Source organism: Acidipila rosea (assembly GCF_004339725.1).
GTDB classification, from domain to species: Bacteria; Acidobacteriota; Terriglobia; order Terriglobales; family Acidobacteriaceae; genus Acidipila; species Acidipila rosea.
This window is the reverse complement of sequence record NZ_SMGK01000002.1, coordinates 115638-139664: the sequence shown is the minus strand read 5'-3', so window position 1 is coordinate 139664 and position 24027 is coordinate 115638. Positions and strand designations below refer to the sequence as shown.

Here is a 24027-nt window from a genome sequence, read left to right as displayed (position 1 = left end):
TCCCTTACGGCTGCTTCGCTCTTATTGCTCCTGTACCGCGTTGACGAGGTTGGTAAGCGCGTCAAGGACAGTAAAACGAACCAAAGCATCGGGCTTTTTAGCGTCCGCGAGGATGGCCAGTTTGCCCTGCTTCCATCCGGCGGGAGCCTTGGTCCCATTCGACAGATAGCCGACTGCTTCCATTCCGGTGGTCGCCAGACCTGGCAACTGCTGTGCGCGCTGCTGCGCCTCGGCGAGCAGGGGCGAGCGGGTCATCTGGCGCTGAAGCTCCGGCGTAGCAGCAAGCCACTGCTGGAAGGTTGCGTTGAGCTGTTCCCGTTCGTTGACCATCCCGGCAGGATTCTTCAGGAAGTCGCGCACGAGCAGGTTCATCGTATGCCGTGACGGCGGATCGGGGCGCACTGCATCGACCAGCCGATCCAGCGGAGTGAGTTGCGAGGTGTGCTGGCCGTGGTAGCGTTCGCCGAAGCTGACCGGCTCAAGCACAGAGGCCAGCAGGCGCAGCCCGGCGATGTTCTCAGAGCCTGCCAGTTCTCGCAGTCCCGCATCCTGCTGGGTGAGGTGGGTGAGCCCGAGTGACTCGAGCTGGATCGACTCGACCCATAGCCTGCGGTACATGTCATCGACATTGGTGACGGTTGCCGGGGACCAGAAGCGCTCGGCTATGGCAGCGGAGCGCGGCCAGATACGCGAGTCGATGGTGCGGCCATCGAGCTGTTCGCCCCACATGCAGATTTCGCCGCCAAGGATCAGCTTCTGCTGCTCGGCGGTGAGGTCAGAGGATGCAGGAATGGGGTCGGCCAGATAGTGCGTCTCCGACGACTTCATCGCGTCGAGGTAGTAGGGCGCGGAGAGGATGCCGGCGTAGCCCTGCTTTGCGCCTGCCGACAGAGACTCGATGCCGCGCCAGGATTGAATCGTCACATCCTTGGGCAGCCCCGGATTCAACACTTCGTCCCAGCCGACCATGCGCTTGCCGTGCTTCTCAACGATCTTGAGCAACCGCGTGTTGAAGTAGGCCTGCAGCGCGCCCGTGTCCTTGATGCCGTGCTGCTGCATGAACTTCTGGATCTCGGGATTGGACTTCCACTGCTTGCCGTTGCTCTCGTCTCCGCCGATGTGCATGTACTGGTCGGGGAAGATCGCTGCCATCTCGCCGATGAACTTGTCGAGGAACTTGTAAGTGCTTTCGCGGGTGGGGTCGATGGCGCCGTCATGGACGCCGAAGACACGCTGGATCTGATATGGCCCAGGCGCGCTGGCGAGCTCCGGGTAGCCGACAAACCAGCTCGTCGTGTGGCCCGGCATATCGAACTCAGGCACGACGCGGATGCCGCGCTGGCGTGCATACTCGACGAGCGCCTTCGCCTGGTCCTGCGTGTAGAAAAGTCCGTCAGAGCCCATGCCGGTCAGCTTGGGGAAGATCTTGCTCTCGATACGGAAGCCCTGGTCTTCCGTCAGGTGCCAGTGGAAGACGTTCAACTTGACGGCAGCCATTCCGTCGAGGGTGCGCTCGAGCACCGGGATGGGTTCAAAGTGGCGGCCGCAGTCGATCATGAGTCCGCGCCAGCGAAAGCGGGGGCTGTCTTCAATCGATACGGCAGGCAGGAAGTAGCCCTCGCGGGTGGTCTGCACCAGCTGCACCAGTGTAGCGAGGCCGCGCATGGCGCCGACCACGGTGGCGGCGTGCAGCTTTGCTCCCTGGGGAGTGATGTTGAGCGAGTAGGACTCATCTTCGTCGATGGACTGGATCTTATTGCCGGTGCTCACGGCGTCGATGACCAGCGCGCCGCCGTCGCCAGCGGGAGTCTGGTGCGAGAACTCCAGGCCGGTCTTCATTTCAAGCTGGTGGAGGGTGCGGCTGATGGTGCTGTCCAGGCGGTCATCGTGCACGCCTGCGAGGCTGATGTTGAAGCTCGCGGTCAACGCAAAGCTTCCCTGCTGCGCGGTGAGCTGCGCAGGCTCAGGCATGAGCGTGTTCACAAATGCAGGAGCAGCCTGCGCGAAAAGCGGGAAAGAACAGCCAGCAAGCACTAAAGCAATCATGACTCGACGCATGGTGCGTATTTCCTCCACCCGGACTAACAGATATAGAGAACTATACAGGTTCGGCAGAGCTGCTGAATTCCAAATAAAGGCAGCTCATAGGCGGTCCTCGGGAGTGAAATACAGAGCAGGCAAATGGCCATGGCTCTGTTACTCTACGGTTTCCACATTTCCTAGGAGCCCACCTGATGCAGAAACGCTTTGCTGCTCTCTGTCTGTCCGTCTCATTTATAGCCCTCAGCTCTGCGCCGAGCCTGCGCGCGCAGGTCGACGATAAGACGCGCCAGCTCTCTCACGATATCTTCAAGCAGCTCATCGAGATCAACACTACGGACTCGGTCGGCAGCGTTACCGCGGCTTCAGAAGCGATGGCCAAGCGGCTGCTCGACGCGGGCTTTTCGCAGTCGGATGTGCAGGTGCTCGGGCCGAACGATCGCAAGAAGAATATGGTGGCCCGGCTGCATGGGAGTGGCAAGGGGCCGACGGTGCTCTTCATCGGACATCTCGATGTCGTTGAGGCGAGGCGCGAGGACTGGACTACCGACCCCTTCAAGTTTGTCGAGAAGGATGGCTACTATTACGGACGCGGCACGCAGGACATGAAGGAGGCGGACGCGATCCTGGTCACAACCTTCATCCGGATGAAGCAGGCGGGGTTTGTGCCGGACGGAGACCTGATCCTCGCGCTGACCGCCGATGAGGAAGGCGGCAAATCGAATGGCGTCGACTGGCTTATCCGCAACCATCCCGAGCTGGTGAAGGCAGACTTCGCCATCAACCCGGACGCAGGCGGAGTCGATACGGAGCATGGCAAGGTTATCGCGGTCGATGTGGAAGCCACCGAAAAGCTCTATGCCGACTACCAGCTGCTGACGACGAATCCGGGCGGGCACAGTTCCCTGCCGGTTCCTGATAACGCGATCTACCATATCGCAGACGCGCTGACGAAGCTGCAGAACTATAACTTCCCGTTTGAGCTGAACGAGGTGACGCGGGCCTTTTTCAAGAAGATGAGCACCATCGAGACCGGCCAGAAGGCGGCGGACATGAACGCGATCCTCTCGACGCCGCCGAACGAGGAGGCAATTAAGCGGCTGGCGGTGAACCCGGTCTACAACTCCACCATGCGGACCACCTGCGTGGCGACGAGGCTGCTTGCCGGCCATGCGAACAACGCGCTGCCGGGGATGGCACAGGCGAACGTCAACTGCCGCATCCTGCCGGGTCACTCCCGGGAAGAGGTCAGGCAGGCGCTGATCCATCTCTTCGACGATCCCAAGGTCACGGTCAACTATGTCAACGATGCGGGAACGGTGTTCAACAAGGCTCCCGACGCGGTCGCACTGCCGCCGGTGCCGTTGAAGGCTGAGGTGATGAAGCCGCTGGAGAAGACGGTCGAGGCGATGTGGCCGGGTGCTCTGGTGGTGCCGGAGATGGAGCCGGGCGCTTCCGACAGCATCTATACCAACGGTGCGGGAATACCGACCTACGGCATCTCAGGGATCGCGATCGATGTAGGCGACATCCGCGCCCATGGCAGGGATGAGCGGGTTCCGGTGGCGTCGTTCTATCAGGGCGTGGATTTCTACTACCGGTTTGTGACGGCGCTGGCCAAGAGCAAGTAAGACGGAAGCCGCAGCGGCGATTACCGCTGCGGCTTCGTGGAGCAGATATTACCCGGACAGCCAGCAGGCAGAATGCAGGTGCGGGCTGTCAAAGTGATGAGCGCCACCCAGAGCAGGTCTGCCCCGAAGAGGTGTACGACCTGCATCCATACCGGGGCCCGCAGCAGGACGTCGGCAATGCCGAGAAAGTACTGGAGCAGCAGCAGGCCGGCAACTCCGGCGGCAAGGCCCTGGTTGCGTCGCGCCCCTCTCAACAGAAGCCAAAGAATGAAAGCACCGGCAAGCAGGCTCATCGCGGGATGAAGCCAGCGAAGGCGCAGCAGCCAGGAGGAGCTGGAGGAAAAGTCCTGCGCGAAGGCGGCGCGGAGATTCTCTGCTGGAAAGAGGGTGTCGCCGAGGGCTGCCAGCGAACCACTGACGCCGACGAGCAGAGTGGCGAAGAGTCCGGCTGAGACCGGCGCGAGGGAGTGGTAATCGACGCTGCCCCGCATGTAGCCGCGCTCGCGGGAGAGGAAGTGCGCGGTGAGAGTGAGGGCGGCGAGCAGCAGCAGCGTATTTGCGAGATGCAGCGAGAGGTAGACGCCGCGCGAGGCGGACTGGTCATGTGCGACCTTGCCGAGCAGAACCAGCAGCGCGCCAAGAAGCGCTTCGTTGAACGTAAGGATAGCCGCTGCGGCGACTGCTGCCCGCGCGAGGTGGCCGCGAGCGGTCTGCCGCCAGATCCAGACGAGGAGGCCGATCATGAGCAAGAGGGCGACGCCGCTCGTCATGCGGTGCGCCAGCTCAATGAGCGTGGCTACTTGCGGATGATGCTGCACGACGGAGCCATTGCAGAGAGGCCAGTGTTCGCCGCAGCCTGCTCCGGAACTGGTGGCGCGGACCACCGACCCCCAGAGGATGACGGCGATGTTGTAGGCCAGGACACCCCAGGCAAATCGCACCAGGGTCTTCTGTCGCGGGCTGGTGACCGGAGGAACGTGAAGCGCTGGTGCGCTGAGGCTCATGCCGTCCTTTCGCTACCTTCCAAAGTTACATTTTATCGTCAGGCTGACAACTCCTGCTTCCGCTTTTGCTTCTCTCTCTACTGATATGAAAACTACACGCCCATTTCGACACTTCGCCTCAGCAGTTCTTGCCGCCACATTGACCTTTGGAGTGACAGGCATCGCGGTTGCCCAGTCGGACAACACGGCCAAGCAGGACATGAAGAACGCAGGCACGGACAGCAAGGACGCTGCCAAGAATGCCGCCAATGGCACCAAGCGCGGGACCAAGAAGGGTTACGACAAGACAAAGGAAGGTACCCACAAGGCCTATGACAAGACCAAAGAGGGTACCGTAAAGGGTTGGGACAGGACCAAAGAGGCGACCGACAGCGCTGTCAATCGCAATAAGGAAGCGTCCACCAAGGCCAAGGACCGGGCCCACCGCGCCAAGATGAAAGCGAAGGACAAGGCCGGCCAGGAAAACCAGCAGATCAAGGACAACGCTAACCCACAGTAGGCTTTAGCCTGCTGCCAGCTCCTTAGCCCTCTGGGTGGCCCGCATAACCGCTTTGATGAGCGTGACGCGCAGGCCACCCTCTTCCAGTTCAAGGATGCCGTCGATGGTGCAGCCGGCTGGGGTAGTGACGGCGTCTTTGAGCAGGGCCGGGTGATATCCGGTATCGAGCACCATTTTGGCGGACCCGAAGGCCGTCTGCGCCGCCAGCAGGGTCGCGATATCCCGCGGCAAGCCCACCTTGACGCCCGCCTCGGCGAGCGACTCCAGAATGATATAGATGAAGGCCGGACCGCTGGCTGAGAGGCCGGTGACGGCATCCATGTGCTTTTCGTCAACGGTCACGGTGCGGCCGACGGTTTCAAAGACCTGGGAGGCGACGAGCATCTGGGCATCGGTGACGTAGCGTCCGCGGCAGAGCCCGGCTACGCCTGCGCCGAGCATGGAGGGCGTATTGGGCATGGCGCGAATGACGGGGATTTCAAGGCCGGCGGCCTCTTCAATGGCGCTGGTTCGGACCGAGGCGGCAAAGGACAGCAGCACCTTGTCCGGCGTAAGGGCCGGCTTGATGGTCGCGATCAGGTCGGGAATCTGGAAGGGCTTGACGCCGAGCAGGATCAGGTCCGCTTCGGCGGCGGCGGCGCGGTTATCCGTGGTAACGTTGACGCCCCACTGGGTGGCGAGCACCACGGCCCGCTCTTCATGGGCGACGGTGGCCGAAATCTGTTCAGGCGTAAAGAGTTGCTGCTTGAGAAAGGCCTGCAGCAGGATTCCGCCCATTTTCCCCGCGCCCAGGACGGCGACGCGCAACTGAGAAATATCCTTCATTTATAACCACGCTTTCAATCTTTGTTTATGACGGTTTAAACAGTAGCGTACTGGTATTATGGTGCCACTGCGCGAGAGGGTTCCGGGAACTATTTGGAATCCGATTGCGTAAAGCTTTTGAGGGCCGCGCTATTCTGGCCTTTTGAAACTGCTAAGGGACGGGAAGGCGCTCTTGAAAAAGATTCTCATCGTTGTGGTAGTCGTGCTTGCGGTTGCGGGTATTGTTGGGCTGACTGTCATGCGAGCTCAGTCCGGCTATACGAAAGTATTAACCGGTAAGGTAGTTCAGGGCAATCTCACGTCGGTGGTCAGCGGCACTGGCCAGATCAAACCGAAGACTTATGTCAATCTTGGCGCTACGGCCATGGGCCGGATCACGCACCTTTATGTAAAGGAAGGCGATCGGGTCAAGCGCGGCCAGACGGTTGCCAGTATCGAAAGCGTGCAGCAGAATGCCAACGTGCAGGGGCAGAAGGCTGCTATCGCCGCTGCTAATACGGATATTTCCGCCTATGTCGCTGCGGAAAAGACCGCTGAGGCCAATGTAGAGCACGCAAAGGCCGACCTTGAACAGAAGCAGCTCGATTACAAACGTGCACTGGCTCTCTATAACGAAAAGCTGATCGCCAAGCAGGATTTCGACGCAAAGAAGGCGGCCTACGATACCGACATGGCTACGCTGGCGCAGTCTCAGGCAGCCCTGGCGCAGGCCAAGGCGCAGACGGACTCGGCACGGGCTCACATGGAGACCCAGGTCTCCATGCTTCGCGCCAATGAAGACCTGCTGGGCCGCACCGTTGCAATTGCTCCTTTTGACGGGCTGGTAACGAATCTTCCAGTACGGGAAGGCGAAACGGTCGTCGAGGGCATCCAGAATGCAGAAGGCTCAACCCTGATGACCCTGGCGGACACCTCCGTGCTTACCGCCGAGGTGAAGGTGGATGAAACGGATATCGTCAACGTAGCCATGGGTCAGCCTGCCGATGTGACTGTCGATGCCCTGCCGGGGAAAGTCTTCAAAGGACACGTGACAGAAGTCGGCGACCAGGCGCTGCTGCGCTCCACCGGCGTAGCGACGAGCCAATCGACCAGCGGAACGGAAGAGGCAAAGGATTTCAAAGTAGTGGTTACGCTCGATCAGGCGAACGACCAGCTGAAGCCGGGACTCTCCGCGACGGCGAAGATCACCACCGCGAGCCGGAAGGATGTGCTGTCGATCCCAATCCAGGCGCTGACCATGCGCAGCCCCGACCAGCTGAAGGACGCCTCGAACAAGTCCGGAGTGGTCTCGGCCGCATCGGCTCCGGCGCCCAATGGGACGGATGCCCAGCAGAAGCAAGGTGTTTTCGTGGTTCGCCAGGAAGGCGGCAAACTGCACGCTACGTTCGTTCCTGTCACGACGGGGATCACCGGCACGACGGATATAGAAGTGACGAGCGGACTGAAGCAGGGGGATGAGATTGTGATTGGAACGTATCGAACCCTGCGCGATCTGAAGAACAATGCGCTGGTCAAACGCGACAAGACGCCGCCTCCGGTACCGAAGGACGACTCCTCTTCCGGTTCGTAGATCAAACGCTGACAACGCCAAGGACAAGCGGAATGACATCACAGACAGCGAGCGAGGCCGGGTTGGACACAAACGCGGCCGCAGGTCCGAACGAGGGCGAAGTCATTGTCGTCCACGATCTCTGGAAGACTTACGACATGGGCTCCGAGCAGCAGGTGCATGCGCTGCAGGGGGTGACCGTGCGCATCAAGCACAACGAATATGTCGCCATCATGGGGCCCTCGGGATCAGGCAAATCGACTTTGATGAACCTGATCGGCTGCCTGGACACCCCCAGCCGGGGACAGTACTGGCTGAACGGCCACCTGGTCAGCGAGCTGAACGATGACGAGCTGGCGCGCATCCGGAACAAGGAGATCGGCTTCGTCTTTCAGACCTTTAACCTGCTAGCCCGGGCGACGGCGCTGCACAACGTGGAGCTGCCGCTGATCTACAACGGCACTCCTGCTGCGGAACGCCTCCAGCGCGCAGAGGCAGCGCTTCGCGCCGTCAATCTGGATGGCCGCATGCACCACAAGCCTAATGAGCTCTCGGGCGGCCAGCGGCAGCGCGTGGCCATTGCGCGTGCGCTCATCAACCGTCCCTCGATCATCCTTGCCGATGAGCCGACCGGAAACCTTGACTCGAAGACCGGCGACGAGATCATGGCTCTCTTTGACGAGCTGCACTCCCGCGGGAATACGATCGTGCTGGTTACGCACGAACCGGATATTGCCGAGTACGCGCATCGGGTCGTGCATATTCGGGACGGAAAGATCTTCTCGGATCAACCTTCTTCGCGGGTTCGCAAACCAGAGTGAACAATCTGTAACTTTTGCCGATAAATCCTCCAGAGCAATCTGGAGGACAGGGCCATCGTGTCGGCAGGTCATATTGCACAAGCAGTAACGGGTACCGGACTGGCGGGAATCGGATTCAAGCCTGTGCCGCGAGAGGAATTCTCGGGGCTGGGCGCGATGAGCGGCGCGAGCCCGGTGATGGAGCGGCTGTTTACGCAGATGCGTACGACTGCGCCTCACCTGCGGGTGGCCGCGATCGAAGGTCCGTCCGGGGCGGGCAAGGCGCTGGCCGCACGCACCCTGCACAATGCCGGGCCGGCCTCTGCGGGGCGATTTGTGCCCACCCGCGCAACCACCTTCTTCGCCGACAGCCAGGCGCTACTGGCTGAGGCATCTGGCGGCACGCTTTTTCTCTCGCATATCGACGAACTCGATCGCGGCCAGCAGGCGCGGCTCGCCGACTTCATGGAGTGGCTGGAGCATATGCACACCCGTAAGGTCGAGTATGTGCCGCGGCAGCTGTTCGCCAGTTCGCGGATGCCACTGCGTCGCCTGGCCGGGGAGGGCGGTCTGCGGCCGGAGCTGAGTCACCGGCTCTCTGCGATCTGCTTTGTGCTGCCGCCGCTGGTCGAGCGGCGACAGGATATTTCGCTCCTCGCGGAACGCTTTATTGAAGATTTTTCTCAGCGGCACGGCAAGCCGGTGCGGGGACTGGGACCGGGAGCATTGCCCCGTCTGCAGGCTCACACGTGGCCGGGTAATGTGCGGGAGCTGGAGAGCGTGATCCACGCGGCGGCGCTGAGCTGCGAGGGCCAGTGGATACGCCCGATCGATATCCCGGCGCTGAATGCTTCTGTAAGCTTCCCGTCAGGGCGCGAGGACGGGGACAACGGCAGATGGAGCACGGACGCGAAGGCCGGGGCCGGAGCAGCCGCTCAGTCTCTGGAAGAGGAAGCGAATCTTGATCGCGCGATACTGCGGCATGTGCAGGCAGTGCTGACTGCCGTGAAGGGCAATAAGCTCCGGGCTGCGCAGCTGCTTGGCATCAGCCGGTCTACCCTTTACCGGCTACTGGAGGCGCGGAGCTTCAGCGAAAAGCTCTGATGCGGCGGCAATCTCAATGCCCGGGTCCGCCGCTCCTTGCGGTAAACTCCACTCACTGATGAAAAGGCTACTCTCCGCCCTCCTTGCCGTTGTCTTCCTTGCAGCGGCTCCCGCTGCGTTCGCCCAGGATAGCGCTGCCAGCCGCAGCAAGGCGCTCAACGACCTCTTCAACGAGATGTGGCAATACCGGCTGAAGCACTCGCCGGAGTTCGCCTCCTCGATTGGCGACAAGCGCTACAACGATCAGCTTTCCGACTACTCTGTCGCGGCCTATAACGCGGAGCTGTCGCAGAACCGCCAGTTCCTGACGGAGCTGAGCGCGATCGACACCACGGGCCTCAGCGACCAGGAAAAGCTCAGCAAAGACCTGATGGCGCGCCAGTTGATCGACCGGCAGGAGGAGTCGGAGTTCAGGCCGTGGGAGATGCCGGTGAACCAGTTCAACGGTATTCACCTGGAGCTGCCGCAGTTAGTCGCCCAGCTCAGCTTCAAGGAAGTGAAGGACTACGACGACTATATTGCCCGGCTGCACGCGGTTCCCAAGGCCTTTCGCCAGGTGACGGACAACATGATGACGGGCATCGACGACCATCGCGTGCCGCCGAAGTACCTGCTCGAAAAGGTGCTGGTGCAGGTGAATAACCTCGACCAGTTGAAGCCGGAGGACAGCCCCTTCGCGCGTCCGCTGGCCAAGTTCCCTGCTACGATTCCCGCCGCTGAGCAGCAGCGCATTCGTACCGAGGTGTTGGCTGCGATTCAGAAGGAAGTGCTGCCCGCCTATGTGCGCTTCGGCAGGTTTCTGCAGGCGCAGTATATTCCTGCCGGACGTACCGATCCGGGCGTCTGGGCGCTTGCCGACGGCGACAGGTATTACGCTTTTCGCGTTCGCCAGAGCACGACGACGGACCTGACACCGGCGCAGATCCACCAGATAGGCGAAGACGAGGTCAAGCGCGACGAGGGTGAGATGCTGGCCATCGCTACCAAGCTGGGGTTCAAGGACCTGGCTGCCATGCGTGCCGCCATGCTTAACAACCCCAAGCTCTATGCGCAGTCGAAGGAGCAGTTCCTCAACGCGTATCGCGGCTATCTGGACCAGATGCGGCCCAAGCTGCCGCAGCTCTTTGGGCGGCTGCCGAAGGCTCCACTGGTGGTTGAGCCTGTGCCTGCCTTCATGGAGAAAGACCAGGCCCCTGCCTACTATGAACATGGGACGCCGGACGGCAGCCGTCCGGGGATGGTCTTCGTGAATACGTATGACTTCCAGCATCGTTCCCTGGCGAATGTCGAATCAGTTGCGTACCACGAAGGACTGCCCGGGCACCACCTGCAGATCTCCATCTCACAGGAGCTGACGGGGCTGCCGGAGTTTCGCAAGTATCTCCACTACACGGCCTACACCGAAGGCTGGGGACTCTACGCCGAGCGGCTGGGCAAGGACGTCGGCTTCTACCAGGATCCCTACTCCGATTATGGACGGCTGGAGGCGGACATCTTCCGCGCCATCCGCCTGGTTGTGGATACGGGCGTGCATTCGCAGCACTGGACGCGCCAGCAGATGGTCGACTACTTCCACGCTCACTCAGGGCTGGACGATGCGACCGTGCAGGCCGAGGTGGACCGCTATATCGCGTGGCCAGCGCAGGCTCTCGGCTACAAGATGGGGCAGCTGAAGATTCTGGAACTTCGCGCGAAGGCGCAGAAGGCGCTTGGGCCGAAGTTCGATATCCGCGCCTTTCATGATGAGGTGCTCGACTCAGGAGCGCTGCCGCTCGATGTGCTGCAGGACCGCGTGGATGCGTGGATCGCGCAGCAGCAGGGCAAGTGATCCACGTATCCAGCGGGTGGTTTAGCTCCGGATGTTGAGTGCGCTCAGCTCCGGGGCGAGCAGGTCGCCGATGGTTTCGCGGCGGCGGATCAGCTTGGCGGTTGCGCCTTTGACCAGCACCTCGGCCGGCCGCATGCGGGTGTTGTAGTTTGAACTGAGCGACAGGCCGTAAGCTCCGGCATCGAGAATGGCGAGGAGATCGCCTTCACGAGCGGTGGGCAGCAGGCGGTCGCGGGCGAAGAAGTCGCCCGATTCGCAGACGGGCCCCACTACATCGACCGCAATCTGGCGCGAGCCCTGACGCCGGACGACAGGCAGAATTTCGTGATGCGCCTGGTAGAGCGCCGGGCGGACGAGGTCGTTCATGGCGGCGTCGGTGACGACGAACGTCTTTTCGCCATTCTTCTTTACATAGAGCACGCTGGTGAGCAGCGCGCCGGCCTGCGCCACGAGGAAGCGGCCGGGTTCGAGCAGCAGCGTGATGTCTTTGAGCGGGGCCAGAGCGGCGATGAGCTGCCGCGCGTATTCCTCTGCCTGGGCTTTGGCGTTGAACTTCGCGCCTGCTGTGTATTCGATGCCGAGGCCGCCGCCTACGTCGATGGAGTCGATCTTGATGCCGTCCGCGCGAAGCTCCTCGGCAAGAGCGACGACGCGCGCGGCGGCATCGGCGAAGGGCGTGGCGCTGCGAATCTGCGAGCCGATGTGGACGCTGATGCCGCAGGGCTGAATGCCCGGCAGACGCCTGGCGCGCTGATAAACAGCGCGAGCCTCGCGGATGTCGATGCCGAATTTGTGTTCGCGGAGGCCGGTGGAGATGTAAGGGTGTGTCTCGGCGAAGACATCTGGATTCACACGCAGGGCGATGCGGGCGGTGCGACGGACGCGACGGGCGCGTTCGGAGAGCAACTCCAGTTCGCCGGCGCTCTCTACGTTGAAGATGCGGATGCCGGCCTTGAGGGCGAGATCCATCTCGGGCGCGGTCTTGCCGACTCCGGAGAAGACGACGCGTTCGGCAGCCTTGCGGTTGATGCGGAGCACGCGCTCGAGTTCCCCGCCGGAGACGATGTCAAAACCCGCACCCTGCTTGTCAAGCAGGCGAAGAATACCTAGTGCCGAGTTGGCCTTGACGGAGTAGCAGATGAGGTGGGGTATCTCCTCGAAGGCATGGCTGAAGAGCTCAAAGCGCTCGACGATCTGGTCGGCTGAGTAGACGTAGAGGGGGGTCTTGAAGCGCTTTGCCAGCTTTTCAAGCGGCATCTTGCCGCAGTGCAGCGACGAGCCGGGAATGGGATAGACGAATGGGCGTGCGGGAGTCAATCGGCCTCTTGAGAGTGGATGTCTCTTGAGCGTAAAGCAGCGGAAGAGACGAGGCAAGTCTGCTTCCGCTTAAGGGCTTCACCGCCGGGGTGGAAGGACATAGGCCGCGCGGCTGCGCAGAATCAGAGCCCGGATGCCCCAGACGATGAGGACGAGAAAAAGCAGTGGGATGAGAAAAATGATGAAGGGGAAGGCGACCTGATCGCCGTCGATGCGCGCGTTGCTCCGGCGGTCGATCATTCCGCCAAAGACGACACAGTCCCCGCCGATGGTTACGTCCTCGGCAATGCTTGCGCCCCCCAGGAAGGAGACAACGTCTCCATTGATATCGCCTGATGTCCTGACGCTGCCGAGGAAGGCGACGGCATCGCCGTGAATGATGCCGTGGTCATTGTGTATGGAGCAGAGAAAGCAGACGGCATCCTCCACCTCCTGGCCCGGCTCGACCTTGATGTCGCTGAGGAAGGAGACACGACTCTGCGCGGCATGCGCCTGCGTGGCGGCAAACGAGGATACGAAAAGCAGTAGCAGTGCGAGACGGCTTATCATGTCAGATCCTCCGCTTATTCAGCAGGCGTCAAAGAAGCGACGCAGTATGGAGCCTACCGTTTCCGGCTGCTCCAGGGGCGCGTAATGTCCTGCATCCGGCAGTTCGTGATACTCAGATTTGTTCACCAGCCCTGCGAGCTCGCGCATGTCCGCAGGAGTGCTGCTCGGGTCTTCAGCCCCGGCGACGATGCAGACCGGTACACTGATGGCCTTCGCCGTCTCGATCGAGGATGGGCGCTCGGCGAGCCCCTGCTGCACGGCAATGACGGACGCAGGCCGCATGGCAAGCATCATCTCGCGAGCCCTTGCCACGATCTGCGGGTCGCGGCCGCGAGCGGTAGGGCCGATGAGAGTGACGAGCATATTCTCGACAAAGTCAGCCGTACCGCGCTGCTCGACCTTGGCGATGGTCTCGCGGCGGATGGCGCGGTTCTGCTCTGTATCGGCGTGCGGCTTGCTGCAGCAGAAGGCCAGCGCCCGCATCCGTTCGGGGGCGCGACGCCACAGCTCATAGAGCGTGTAGCCGCCTATAGAGCAGCCGGCAAACTTTGCCGTGCGAATATCCAGTTCATCCATCAGACGCAGCACGTCGTCGCCCAGCTTCTGAATCGTCACCGTTCCCTCGCCGGATTCCGACTGTCCATGAGCGCGGAAGTCAACCGTGGTGATGCGATAGCGGTTCGCAAGCATGGACTTCAGCGGCTGCCAGAAGGCGTGATGCACCGGCGTGGGATGGAGCAGAATTACATCAGGGCCGCGGCCCGTGGATTCCGCAAAGAGCTGTGCGCCGTCCGAAGCTGAGTAAAGCACAGTGCCTAATTCCCTCCTGAGGCGGGATACGAAGTAGTGGCCGTAGGCGGCAACGCGTAAGGCTCTTCCGGCATGACAATCCAGAAAATAACATAGGCGATCAGGCCAGCGCCGCTCGAGAAAATGGTGATCAATACGGTGAGCACGCGTACCCACACCACATCCCAGTGATAGGTGACTGCCAGTCCCTGGCAGACTCCCGCCACCATGCGTCCGGCGCGGGGACGGTACATCCTGGTCTGTGCGAAAGGCATGGGTGCGGGTGCGACTCCGGTTATCTGCGCTCCGCATGCGGAGCAGAAGCGCGCATCATCACCCATTGCCTTGCCGCAGTTGCTGCAATAAATAGCCATGGCTGGTACCCCTCTGTTTCTGATGGGATGTACGCGAACGATCGAACAAAAGTTCCCGCGTCTCTCAAGCAGGATTGTATGCCAATCGCGCAGCTGCGCCTGTCGCGCATGGAGGGATGGAGAATCTATGGTGTGGTTATCGGTTAAAGCCGAGGGAGACGGGCTGGTTTTGCGCCGGAGTGCGGGAGTGATCCTGCGTATGAGAAAGAGGCTCAGGCTCTCTCGTAGAGGATCCTGAGCCTGGATGCGACGATTAGAGCTTTGCAATCTCCGGCTGCTGGTTCTGGCCCACCGGCAGTTCGCCGCCTTTTTTGTGCAGCTGATGGTGGAGGCAATAAAGCGCCAGTTCAAGGCGATCGGAGACGCCGAGCTTGTCGTAGATCTTACGAAGGTAGTTCTTGATGACCTGTTCGCTGGTACCCAGCTGGTAGGCGATTTCCTTATTGCGCTTACCTTGCGTAATGCAGGAAATGATGGCCAGTTCCTTGGGCGAGAGCCGCGGCTGGGATTTGGGATTCGTGAGCTGCGTAGCCTGCGAGCGATAGGCCTCGATCACCCAATTGACGGACTGGTTATCAATCCAGGTCTCGCCGGAGGCGATTTTACGCACACACTTGATGAGCAGATCGGGCGAGATGGAGCGCGGAATGATGCCGCGCACACCCCGGCGGTAAAGCTCAACCGTGTTGGTCTCGTCCGTTGCCGAAGCCTGCACGATGATCTTGATATTCGGCGCCAGGTGCATGATCTCAGGGATGGCATTCGAGGTGGCCGTGATCAGTGCCCCCTCAAGCAGGAGAACGTCCGAGGGATATCGCTGGATGGCTCCATGCAGCGTGGGGAGACTGTCTGCCTGCGCGACGACGCGCAGGTCATCTTCCACTGCAAATACCTTCCGCATCCCTACGCGATAGATAGCTTGCGAGTCGGCCAGAATGATCCTGACCAGCGCTTTGTCCGAGGCAGGTTCGCTGGACGGAACGATTTCATCAGATAATTCTTCGTTTACTTCAGGATTAATATCAGCCATATATCTTAGAAACCACTATTGAAAACGATATTCGTCGATCACTGCCGCTACGTATGCAGAGGGAGCCTTGTAATATGAGCGCACGACACGTCCCAGGCAATGAACGGCCGCAGTCGACTGTCCGCTCAATACGGTCGCAGGCACCTCAATCAAAAAATCAATCGGTACATCTACAGGAAGTTCCTGTTGCATCCTAAACAACACGCCGCTCGCGGAAATGTTTTCCGTGAAGGCCTGATACTCGACGCCCAAGGCGATGACCCTGGCAGACAGTTGGAGAGGAAAACGTACCGCACACCGCACCCCTGTCGGCGGCTCCTGCTGTATGACCGGTGGCATTGTGAATGCAATTCCCATAAGAAGTATGCCTCGCGTTTCGCTTCGAGGGATTCCTTACGATACCCCGAACAGCCGCTCTTGCCCAATTACTAAAGTTTAACCTTAGGGAAGCCACCTCCGGACGGTCTAAAGAGCTGTTTTTTCAATAAACTAAAGAGTCTTCAAGGCAGGAAAAAGGCTGCTGACGCGCCGACCCATTCCTGGTTACGGTTGTGGTCGACGCCCATCATCTGCCCGCGGCCCATGCGGACCAGTGAGAGGACCGGCTCCATATGCCCCTGGTCAGGCCACAGGTAGAGGATCCTGATCTCGGCCTGGGTCTTACCGTGCGGAGTATCGATGACGGGCTCGAACCTGACCCGCTCCTGTAACAGGTAGTTCCTGCGCTGCTTCACCGGGATGGCGTGCAGCTCCTCGTCAGTCGGTGCGAAGCGGACCCCGGCGCCGGCAAAGGAAAAGAGCGGTTTGAGAACCCAGTCTTCCCTGCTCCCGGCGAGCGCCGTGCCTTCCTTGCCCGCGAGGAAGCGATCGAGAAAGACGGCGCGAGGTACAGCCCAGTGTTGAAGATATGGAAGAGAAAATTTGCTGATGTGGAAGTACCAGTTGGGGTGTCCGGCCCATTCCACCTCAAGCGGTTCGCCATAGCCGAACTTCAGCGGCACCTGTTTGCGCACCAGCTCGTCGACGATAGCGCGATTGTAGATGCGCTTTACGGCGATGCGCCGGCCGTCCTTGCGATAGTAGAGCTTCTGTCCGTCGGGTTCCAGCTCAGCGATATCGACGATGCTGATGCCGAGGCGATCGGCGGTTACATGGAAGTCGGGGAGCGTCTTCTGCGTGGCAGGCTCGACGTCTGCGAGCACAACCGTTTCAGGATCATGTCCGGCGACGATGATGCGCTCCATCAGCTTCCAGAAGCTCGCTTCAGTATGGCCGTTGAGGAAGTAGCTGAGCGACGGATCAAGGTTGTAGGCGGCGCGGTAGAGTTCGCTGACTACAAACTGAAAGCCGAAGACCGAGGGAAAGGCCTGCATCTCTACCAAGCGCGGCGTGATGCTGCCGTCCGGCTCGCGCACCAGGCCGAAGTCGGCGGTCATGAAATGAGGATGGCTGGTCTCGTTGGCTACGCGATACGCTTCGGGAATGGCAGCAGTCGAGGCCTCAAGGTAGGCGCGGTCAGAGACGAGACGATGCGTAAGTTCAGCGCCAGCTGCTGCCATCGATTGCAGCAGCTCGCGAGGAAAAAAGCAGGGCGTCTCAGAGACTCTGAACTCAACGTGCGTTCTTACGCAGGCATCGAGCGAGTGGAGAAAGTGCCGGTAGGTCTGCGGCAGGTAGCGCCGATTGAACTCGTCTCTAAGGGCCGGAATCACGGGCTGCCCTCCAACGCACAAGCCTACCTCAGACGCGGCACTCCTGTCAGGGGAGTTTGACGTCGGAATCGTTGTAGAGCTGGAACTCGCGGATGTGAGCCTCGGTGGTGGTCGAAAGCAGGTTGAGGCGGACGCGCTGGGCGGTCACAGGCTTGAAGATATCTATCTTCTTGTGGCCGATGGCCTCAGCCTCGACAATGCGCTTCCAGTGGCCCTGCGTGTAGACCTCAACAGCATACTTCTCAATATGCTGTCCGTCGTTGAGCCACTCCATGGTGAGGGTGCGGTCAAAGGTGACGGGCCTGGGGAAATCCACTTCAAGCACGGCGCTATGCGAGCCGGCGGGCGCCGACCAGAAGGTGTCCGGATCGTTATCGACTGCGGCAGCATAGGCGGGAGCGACGTGGGCGTGATCCTCTACCACCAGGTTGTGCGAGTAGAGCGCGCGAATGGCGTCGCCGAACTCCTTAAGCCGCGCAACATCGACGGCTGGCAGGCGGCCGTCCTTGTCAGGAGCGACGCCCAGCATCAGCTGGCCGCCGCGGCCTACGCTGGCGTTATAGGTGTCCACCAGCTCTTTGACGGACTTGAGGCTGGCCTCGTCGTTGGGATGCCAGAACCAGTGATAGGCGCGCAGCGGCGTATCTGCCTCAATTGGCCGCCAGCGGAGATAGCCGGCGCGATCCACTACGTTCCAGTTCTCGAAGGGGACGTAGCCGCTCTCAGTGCCCACCCAGCGCAGATCGGCATATTTGAAGAGGTCCACATCGGCAAAGACCATCGTATTTGGCTGGTAAGTGCGGAGCGTCTGGATGATCTTTTCAAAGTCATAGGTGCGCCCGCCGCTGCCTGCTCCGTCCAGCCAGAACTCCGTCAGGTTGCCGTAGTTCGACGCGAGCTCGGTCAGTTGCGCGAGGTAGTACTTGTCATAAGCGGCAGGATCCTTATAGCGAGGGTCGTGGCGATCCCAGGGCGAGAGATAGACGCCAAACTTGAGCCCGTTGGCGCGCGCCGAATCGGATGCCATGCGGACGAGATCGCCTTTGCCGTTCATCCAGGGGCTGCTCTTGACACCGTAGTTCGTCTGCGCGCTCGGCCACAGGGTGAACCCGTCATGATGCTTCGCCACCAGGACGGCATAGCGTACGCCCGCCGCCTTCACTGCCTTCATCCACTGGTCGGTGTCGACACAGCAGGGGTTGAAGACCTTGGGGTCGGCGGTGCCGTCGCCCCACTCGCGATTGAGAAACGTATTGGTGCTGAAGTGGATGATGACGCCGATTTCCAGATCCTGCCATGCGACCTGCTGCGGACTGGGCTTGACGTCCACCGCGTTCACGGTCTGGGCGCCTGCGTTAGCGGCTAAGGCGGAAAGAGCAAGCACGAGGGCTGCGCAGGTCGATTTGATCGTCATCATCCGGTCTCCGAAGAAAAAGTTACAGTAAAACTCCGCCGGCAGCAGGAACATTTGCGCAGGCGAAGAAGTGCGGCTTCACTGCAGATTAATGTATAGACAACTATTCATTAGCGCAATGGCATTTTGGCGGATGAATTTCAGAAAGAGGGCCGGCCTGCGCCTATGATGGTCCTCGAAGACTGACGGGAGGAACGCTGCGTGGTGAGAAGCGATGGCGCCTCAACAACAAGGAGTTTTGGAATGGTTCGCTTTCTCAGCATCAGCATTGTGTTTCTCTCGGTGGCGGGCGCAGGTGCGGCCCAGGCCCAGCCGCGGCCGACACCGCCTACGCGCGACGCTCACTCGGCGGGGTACGTCACGGCGAAGGATCTGCCGGATGGCGTGACGCCCCCGCCGACGGCGGACGGCAACTTCATCCTTGGACCTACCCATCATCCGGCGCCGGAGATGAGCGTGCAGCCGGGCGTGCCGCAGGGCACGGTCTATACCTTCACCATGAACTCGGCTGACAGCAGGATCTATCCCGGCATCGCGCGGGATGCAAATACTTTCGGCACGGTGGACCCGGCGCATCCCGGCAGATTGATCGTGACCACGAGCCACCCTGCGCCGTATACGCGGCGGGTTGCAGTGTATGTTCCCAGGCAATATGTCGCGGGCACGGCTGCTCCGTTCATTGTGGGTGCTGATGGGCCAGACCCTGCCCTGTTCACGGCGCTCGATAACCTGATCGCCGAACATCGGGTGCCGGCGATGATCGCCATCTCGATCAGCAACGGCGGAGGCGATGCCCAGGGCAGCGAACGTGGGCTGGAGTATGACACCATGTCAGGCCGGTATGCGGAGTTTGTCGAGAAAGAGGTGTTGCCGCTGGTCGAGGCGAAATACCATGTGAAGCTGACCCATGATCCGGATGGCCGAGCGACGATGGGCGGCAGCTCCGGCGGCTCGTGCGCGTTGATCATGGCGTGGTACCACCCGGAGCTCTACCACCGCGTTCTCACCTACTCGGGCACCTACGTGAACCAGCAATGGCCCTACAACCCGCAGACTCCGCATGGAGCATGGGAGTTTCACGAGCACCTCATCCCGAAGAGTCCGGCGAAGCCGCTGCGTATCTGGATGGAGGTTGGGGACAGGGATCTGCTGAACCCGAACGTCATGCGCGAGCAGATGCACGACTGGGTCGTTGCCAATGAAAACATGGCGAGGGTGCTGGCGGCCAAAGGCTATCACTACCAGTTCGTCTTCGCGCAGAATGCCGGGCATGTCGACCACGCAGTAAAGCAGCAAACGCTGCCGGAAGCCCTGGAGTATGTATGGCAGGGTTATCCCATCGCCGGCGCGAAGAACTGATGGGAGCAGGAGCGCTGCTAGCTCACAAAGTGGCGCAGATAACCCAGGGCAGAGGCTGCGGGGAGATGCTGCAGTGCGCGATAGCAGAGCTGCACGCCGATGAGCAGCAGGCAGGCGGCGAGTGCCAGCCGCAACTGGCGTTGCGGCACATGGGGAGCAAGTGCGCTGCCGGCGATGACGCCGACCGCTCCCCCGCCGATGAGCGTGAGGAGCAGAGAGCTGTCGCAGCCGCCGGTGAAGAGATGAACTCCGCCGCCGGCAAGCGAAAGGGCAAAGCCGAAGGCGAGGTCCGTGCCCACTACCTCAGAGGGCGTGAGCGAAGTGAAGCCCATGAGCGCAAGCGAGCCGAGCGCGCCCGCGCCTGAAGACGACAGGCCAACCTCAAACCCCACCGGCAACATGAAGGCGGCGAGACGGCGCAGGCGCGGTGGTCCCTGCACGACCTGCGTGCCGGGACGAAAGTGTCTCCATAGATGCCACGCCGACGAGACGACGATGATCACCCCCAGGACAGCGTAGAGCGGACGCTGCGCGTGGACGAGAACAAACCGCCGCAACATGAGGGAGCCGAGCACCACGCCGGGCAGGCCGCCTGCAAGCATCCAGCCGGCGACGCGGTAGTTGATCTTGCGGCGAACGATCTGCACGGGAAGCACGAGGAGCTTGATGACCGACGCGTAGACAAGCGCGGTGCAGACAGCCACCCCGAGCGGCACATGCAGGAAAAAGATGAGCAGCGGCGCTGTCAGCGTACCGGCGCCAACGCCGGTGACGGCGATGGCGACTGCGATCAGAAATCCAACCAGAAACTCCATGAACTGCCCGCGCTCTCAGTGCTGCTCTGGCTGACCTTCGAGGTGAATGCCGCATTCCACTTTCTGTCCGCCCCAGCGGCCTGAGCGCGGATCGTTTGGATCAGAGGGCAGGCGCGTGCAGGGCTCGCAACCAATGCTGGGGTAGCCAAGATCGTAGAGCGGCAGCAGCGGTATGCCGTGTTCTGCGGCATAGCCCCACACGTCCCGCGTGGACCAGTCGGCAAGCGGGCTGATCTTGGCGAGTGAATGTCCGCCGGGAAGGCGGAAAGTGTCTACCGCTTCAAGACCTGCGCGGGTCTTCGCCTGTTCGCGGCGCAGCCCTGTGAACCATGTTTCATAGGCTGCCAGCGCGGAGAAGAGCGGCCCTACCTTGCGCAGCGCGCAGCAGCGGTCGGGGGCGGTCTGGTGCAGGATGCCGAACTGGGCCTCCTGCTGCACAACCGTTAGCGTGGGCAATACGTTTTCGAGATTCAGCTGCCACTCGGCGGCCATGCGGTCGCGATACTCGTATGTTTCGCGGAAGTGATAGCCGGTCTCGAGGAACAGCACGGGAACATCGGGTGAGAACGAGCGCACGATGTCGAGCACCACCATGTCCTCGGCCTGAAAACTGCAGGTGACGCATACGCTGTCCTGCTTTTCGAGTTGGCGCGCGACCAGGGCGCGGGCGTCGGCAGCCTTCTGCGTGGGATAGATACTCATGCTCTCTCCTTGGATGAATAGGACAGGACCGCAAGCAGCAGGTCTGCCTCGGGCAACAGCGGCTCGACCGCGATCCCTGTTGCCCCATCCAGATGCGCCAGCATGGGGCCCGTGGTCCGGTCGGCCAATACGAGTACGGTGACGCCGATCTGCAGCAGAGAACGCCAGACCGAACGATCTGTAACCCGGGTAGTTACGATTATGTGGCCGCGCGCGGCGAGTGCCTCCTCAAGGCCGCGCATCTGCGCGGCAGAGGCCGTGACCACGGCAACTGCTTCCCTGCTCTTCAACGGCTCAGCCTGCGCGGAGATGCTGCGGATCATGCCCGCGGCGGCGGTGCTGTTCGTCTCCGGATCGATGAGGATGAAGCTGCCGGTGATGCGGTTATCGCGATAAGCGTCGGCGAGCAGCGGCTGGCTGGTCTCGATCTCGACGCTCGCGATGCCGTTCATCTCAAGCGCGCCGTCGGTGCGCTCATCGAGCGTGTTGATATCGATGCGATGCCGCAGCCTGACCTGCGCCTTCACCGTGCGGGTGGTGTGTTTCAGCAGATAGGTGCGCGCCGGATCGAGCGGCTCGTTCTGCATCCAGACGAGCGATGCCTCGAAGAGCGAGGCGGCCTCGGCCGTTTGCTGCGCAGCGGTGATGAGGTCGCCACGGCTGATATCGAGTTCACGGTCGAGCGTGAGAGTGACCGATTGTGGTGCGTGGGCCAGTTCCAGTTCACCGTCGAAGGTCACAATGCTTTTTACCCGCGCGGTTCGCCCGGAGGGCTGCACGCGAATTTCATCCCCGGGCCGGATCACGCCAGAGGCGATCTGTCCGGCAAAGCCTCGGAAATCCTGATGTGGGCGCAGCACGCGCTGAACCGGCATACGAAAGGCGGCATCGAGCGTGAACTCCTTCGTCGGGACGGTCTCCAGATGTTCGAGCAGCGTGGGTCCGTCGTACCAGGGCATCCGCTCGCTCGGGCTGACGACGTTATCGCCCTCAAGCGCGGAGATGGGAATGGCGAGCAGGTCGGGAATCGCAAGCTCACGCGCCAGCTCCGCGAGTTGCTGCTGCAGCGCAAGAAAAACCTCCTGCGAATAGTCGACGAGGTCCATCTTGTTCACGGCGGCGATCACGTGGGGAATGCCCAGGAGTGAGGCGATGAAGGCGTGACGGCGGCTCTGCGTCAGGATGCCTTTGCGCGCGTCGATGAGAACGATGGCGAGATCGGCTGTCGATGCGCCGGTGGCCATGTTGCGCGTGTACTGCTCATGGCCCGGCGTATCGGCGATGATAAAGCGCCGCCGGGGCGTGGTGAAGTAGCGATAGGCGACATCGATGGTGATTCCCTGCTCGCGCTCGGCGCGGAGGCCGTCAGTAAGCAGCGCAAAGTCAATCGAGCCCTGCGTCTGGGTGACGGCGCGCACCTGGTCCTCATAGACGTTGCGCGAGTCGTAGAGCAGCCGCCCGATGAGTGTCGATTTGCCGTCATCGACGCTGCCCGCGGTGGTGAAGCGAAGCAGATCCTTGGCCTGTTCCGCTGCCAGAAATTCTTCGATGGTGAGCTCTTCTTCAATGGCCGGCATCAGAAATATCCCTCGCGCTTCTTGATTTCCATTGATCCATCCTGGTCGTGATCGATGATGCGGTTGGCGCGCTCAGAGGAGCGGAAGCCAATCAACTCGGCGATGATCTTCGGCACGGTATCCGCCTCAGAGCGGATGGCGCCGGTGCAGGGGCTGCAGCCCAGCGAACGCAGTCGGCAGTTGACGAGCTGCTCCTCGCCGGGCAGGCCGCGCACAAAGGGCTGCTCCAGCGGAATGAGGCTGTCGCCGCGCACCAGCATCTGACGCGGCTTGGCAAAGTAGAGCGGCACGACGGGAATTTTTTCAAGATGGATGTAGTGCCACACATCGAGCTCTGTCCAGTTCGACAGCGGAAAAACGCGGATGCTTTCGCCGGGCCCGATGCGGCCGTTGTAGATGTTCCATAGCTCGGGGCGCTGGTTCTTTGGGTCCCACTGCCCGGCGCGGTCGCGGAAGGAGAAGATGCGCTCCTTGGCGCGCGAACGCTCTTCGTCCCGGCGCGCGCCGCCGAACGCGGCATCGAAGCCGTATTCGCGCAGGCCATCGAGCAGAGCCTGTGTCTTCAGGTAGCCGCAGCAGCGCTGCGTGCCCAGTTCCACGGGGTTCGCGCCCTTGGCGAGCGCTGCCTCGTTCCGCCAGACGAGCAGGTCGAGGCCGAGCTCACTGGTGTACCGGTCGCGAAACTCGATCATCTCAGTGAACTTGTAGCCGGTGTCGACGTGGAGCAGCGGAAATGGAATGGGCGCGGGGTGGAAGGCCTTCTGCGCGAGCCGCAGCATCACGGAAGAATCCTTGCCGATGGAGTAGAGCATTACGGGCTTCTGAAACTCCGCTGCAACTTCGCGGAAGATGTGGATGCTCTCAGCCTCAAGCTGTTCAAGATGGGTGAGGCTAAGCTGAGTTGCTGCACTCGCCATGGGACGAAAGCTCCAAATAGTGTCTGGGTTTGAGGGGAAGATTCAGGTGGGCAAATAAAAAACCCACGCCAGAGAATCTAGCGCGGGCAGAAACCGGGTGCTGCCGGTTCTTCTACTCTCTACCCACGCTGGAACGCGCAACAGCCGCAACAACAGCGGCGTGGCATTCGACAAGCGAGGTTAGAAAGGCTG

General features: G+C 61.2%; 22 protein-coding genes. 7 read left to right on the top strand and 15 right to left on the bottom strand.

Translation table 11 applies throughout. The features are described from left to right. Positions 1 to 21: 21 nt before the first annotated feature. On the bottom strand, positions 22 to 2058 hold the full coding sequence (locus C7378_RS05680; protein WP_131993213.1) for a beta-N-acetylhexosaminidase: 2037 nt from the start codon (positions 2056 to 2058) through the stop codon (positions 22 to 24). A 176-nt stretch (positions 2059 to 2234) separates the two neighbouring features. On the opposite strand from C7378_RS05680, the gene C7378_RS05675 reads away from it, so the two are divergent. Continuing rightward, positions 2235 to 3671, top strand: a complete 1437-nt coding sequence (locus C7378_RS05675) for a M20/M25/M40 family metallo-hydrolase (RefSeq protein WP_131993210.1) — start codon at positions 2235 to 2237, stop codon at positions 3669 to 3671. 20 nt (positions 3672 to 3691) lie between these two features. Here C7378_RS05675 and C7378_RS05670 read toward each other — a convergent pair whose 3' ends face one another. After that, a complete protein-coding gene (locus tag C7378_RS05670) occupies positions 3692 to 4675 on the bottom strand; it encodes a COX15/CtaA family protein (protein WP_131993207.1) in 984 nt (327 codons plus the stop codon). Positions 4676 to 4760: 85 nt separating this feature from the next. Here C7378_RS05670 and C7378_RS05665 point away from each other — a divergent pair, with 85 nt between their 5' ends. Beyond that, complete coding sequence (locus C7378_RS05665) at positions 4761 to 5174, top strand: hypothetical protein (protein WP_131993204.1); 414 nt, start codon at positions 4761 to 4763, stop codon at positions 5172 to 5174. Positions 5175 to 5177: 3 nt separating this feature from the next. On the opposite strand, the gene proC is transcribed toward C7378_RS05665, so the two are convergent. Then, positions 5178 to 5999, bottom strand: a complete 822-nt coding sequence (gene proC, locus C7378_RS05660) for a pyrroline-5-carboxylate reductase (protein ID WP_131993201.1) — start codon at positions 5997 to 5999, stop codon at positions 5178 to 5180. 172 nt (positions 6000 to 6171) lie between these two features. Between proC and C7378_RS05655 the strand changes: the two genes are divergently transcribed. Genes C7378_RS05655 through C7378_RS05640 form a run of 4 tightly spaced genes read left to right on the top strand, consistent with a single transcriptional unit; the run spans position 6172 to position 11280 of the window. Then, the gene (locus C7378_RS05655; protein WP_243648093.1) at positions 6172 to 7569 is read left to right on the top strand and encodes an efflux RND transporter periplasmic adaptor subunit; all 1398 of its coding nucleotides are present in this window, start codon (positions 6172 to 6174) and stop codon (positions 7567 to 7569) included. 32 nt (positions 7570 to 7601) lie between these two features. Next, on the top strand, positions 7602 to 8369 hold the full coding sequence (locus C7378_RS05650) for an ABC transporter ATP-binding protein (protein ID WP_131993198.1): 768 nt from the start codon (positions 7602 to 7604) through the stop codon (positions 8367 to 8369). 57 nt (positions 8370 to 8426) lie between these two features. Beyond that, entirely contained in the window at positions 8427 to 9452 is a 1026-nt protein-coding gene (locus C7378_RS05645) for a sigma-54-dependent transcriptional regulator (RefSeq protein ID WP_131993195.1), read from the top strand. 58 nt (positions 9453 to 9510) lie between these two features. Further along, entirely contained in the window at positions 9511 to 11280 is a 1770-nt protein-coding gene (locus C7378_RS05640) for a DUF885 domain-containing protein (protein WP_131993192.1), read from the top strand. Between the two features lie 21 nt (positions 11281 to 11301). Here the strand turns inward: C7378_RS05640 and lysA are convergent, their stop codons facing one another. From lysA to C7378_RS05600, 8 genes are all read right to left on the bottom strand, one after another. Beyond that, the gene (gene lysA / locus C7378_RS05635; protein WP_131993189.1) at positions 11302 to 12597 is read right to left on the bottom strand and encodes a diaminopimelate decarboxylase; all 1296 of its coding nucleotides are present in this window, start codon (positions 12595 to 12597) and stop codon (positions 11302 to 11304) included. Positions 12598 to 12675: 78 nt separating this feature from the next. Beyond that, on the bottom strand, positions 12676 to 13146 hold the full coding sequence (locus tag C7378_RS05630; protein ID WP_131993186.1) for a hypothetical protein: 471 nt from the start codon (positions 13144 to 13146) through the stop codon (positions 12676 to 12678). A gap of 18 nt (positions 13147 to 13164) precedes the next feature. Then, complete coding sequence (locus C7378_RS05625) at positions 13165 to 13956, bottom strand: alpha/beta fold hydrolase (protein WP_131993183.1); 792 nt, start codon at positions 13954 to 13956, stop codon at positions 13165 to 13167. A 5-nt stretch (positions 13957 to 13961) separates the two neighbouring features. Then, on the bottom strand, positions 13962 to 14309 hold the full coding sequence (locus C7378_RS05620; protein WP_131993180.1) for a PspC domain-containing protein: 348 nt from the start codon (positions 14307 to 14309) through the stop codon (positions 13962 to 13964). Between the two features lie 253 nt (positions 14310 to 14562). After that, on the bottom strand, positions 14563 to 15210 hold the full coding sequence (locus C7378_RS05615) for a response regulator transcription factor (RefSeq protein WP_424221390.1): 648 nt from the start codon (positions 15208 to 15210) through the stop codon (positions 14563 to 14565). A 144-nt stretch (positions 15211 to 15354) separates the two neighbouring features. Next, positions 15355 to 15678 (bottom strand): PilZ domain-containing protein, encoded by a 324-nt coding sequence (locus tag C7378_RS05610; protein ID WP_207901357.1) that lies wholly within the window; start codon positions 15676 to 15678, stop codon positions 15355 to 15357. A gap of 161 nt (positions 15679 to 15839) precedes the next feature. Then, on the bottom strand, positions 15840 to 17051 hold the full coding sequence (locus tag C7378_RS05605) for a hypothetical protein (protein ID WP_131993171.1): 1212 nt from the start codon (positions 17049 to 17051) through the stop codon (positions 15840 to 15842). Positions 17052 to 17097: 46 nt separating this feature from the next. Next, entirely contained in the window at positions 17098 to 18468 is a 1371-nt protein-coding gene (locus C7378_RS05600) for an alpha-L-fucosidase (RefSeq protein WP_131993168.1), read from the bottom strand. Between the two features lie 240 nt (positions 18469 to 18708). Here C7378_RS05600 and C7378_RS05595 point away from each other — a divergent pair, with 240 nt between their 5' ends. Beyond that, a complete protein-coding gene (locus C7378_RS05595; RefSeq protein WP_131993165.1) occupies positions 18709 to 19824 on the top strand; it encodes an alpha/beta hydrolase in 1116 nt (371 codons plus the stop codon). Between the two features lie 17 nt (positions 19825 to 19841). Here the strand turns inward: C7378_RS05595 and C7378_RS05590 are convergent, their stop codons facing one another. From C7378_RS05590 to cysD, 4 genes are read right to left on the bottom strand one after another with little or no spacing between them, the layout of a single operon-like run. Then, positions 19842 to 20639 (bottom strand): sulfite exporter TauE/SafE family protein, encoded by a 798-nt coding sequence (locus C7378_RS05590; RefSeq protein ID WP_131993162.1) that lies wholly within the window; start codon positions 20637 to 20639, stop codon positions 19842 to 19844. A 15-nt stretch (positions 20640 to 20654) separates the two neighbouring features. Continuing rightward, on the bottom strand, positions 20655 to 21341 hold the full coding sequence (locus C7378_RS05585) for a phosphoadenylyl-sulfate reductase (RefSeq protein WP_131993159.1): 687 nt from the start codon (positions 21339 to 21341) through the stop codon (positions 20655 to 20657). After that, positions 21338 to 22918 carry a sulfate adenylyltransferase subunit CysN gene (gene cysN, locus C7378_RS05580; protein ID WP_131993156.1) on the bottom strand — a complete coding sequence of 527 codons (1581 nt, stop codon included), beginning with the start codon at positions 22916 to 22918 and terminating at the stop codon, positions 21338 to 21340. Before cysN ends, C7378_RS05585 begins: the two co-directional genes overlap by 4 nt. Continuing rightward, positions 22918 to 23835 carry a sulfate adenylyltransferase subunit CysD gene (gene cysD, locus C7378_RS05575; RefSeq protein ID WP_131993153.1) on the bottom strand — a complete coding sequence of 306 codons (918 nt, stop codon included), beginning with the start codon at positions 23833 to 23835 and terminating at the stop codon, positions 22918 to 22920. The genes cysN and cysD overlap by 1 nt, the downstream gene beginning before the upstream one ends. Positions 23836 to 24027: the final 192 nt, after the last annotated feature.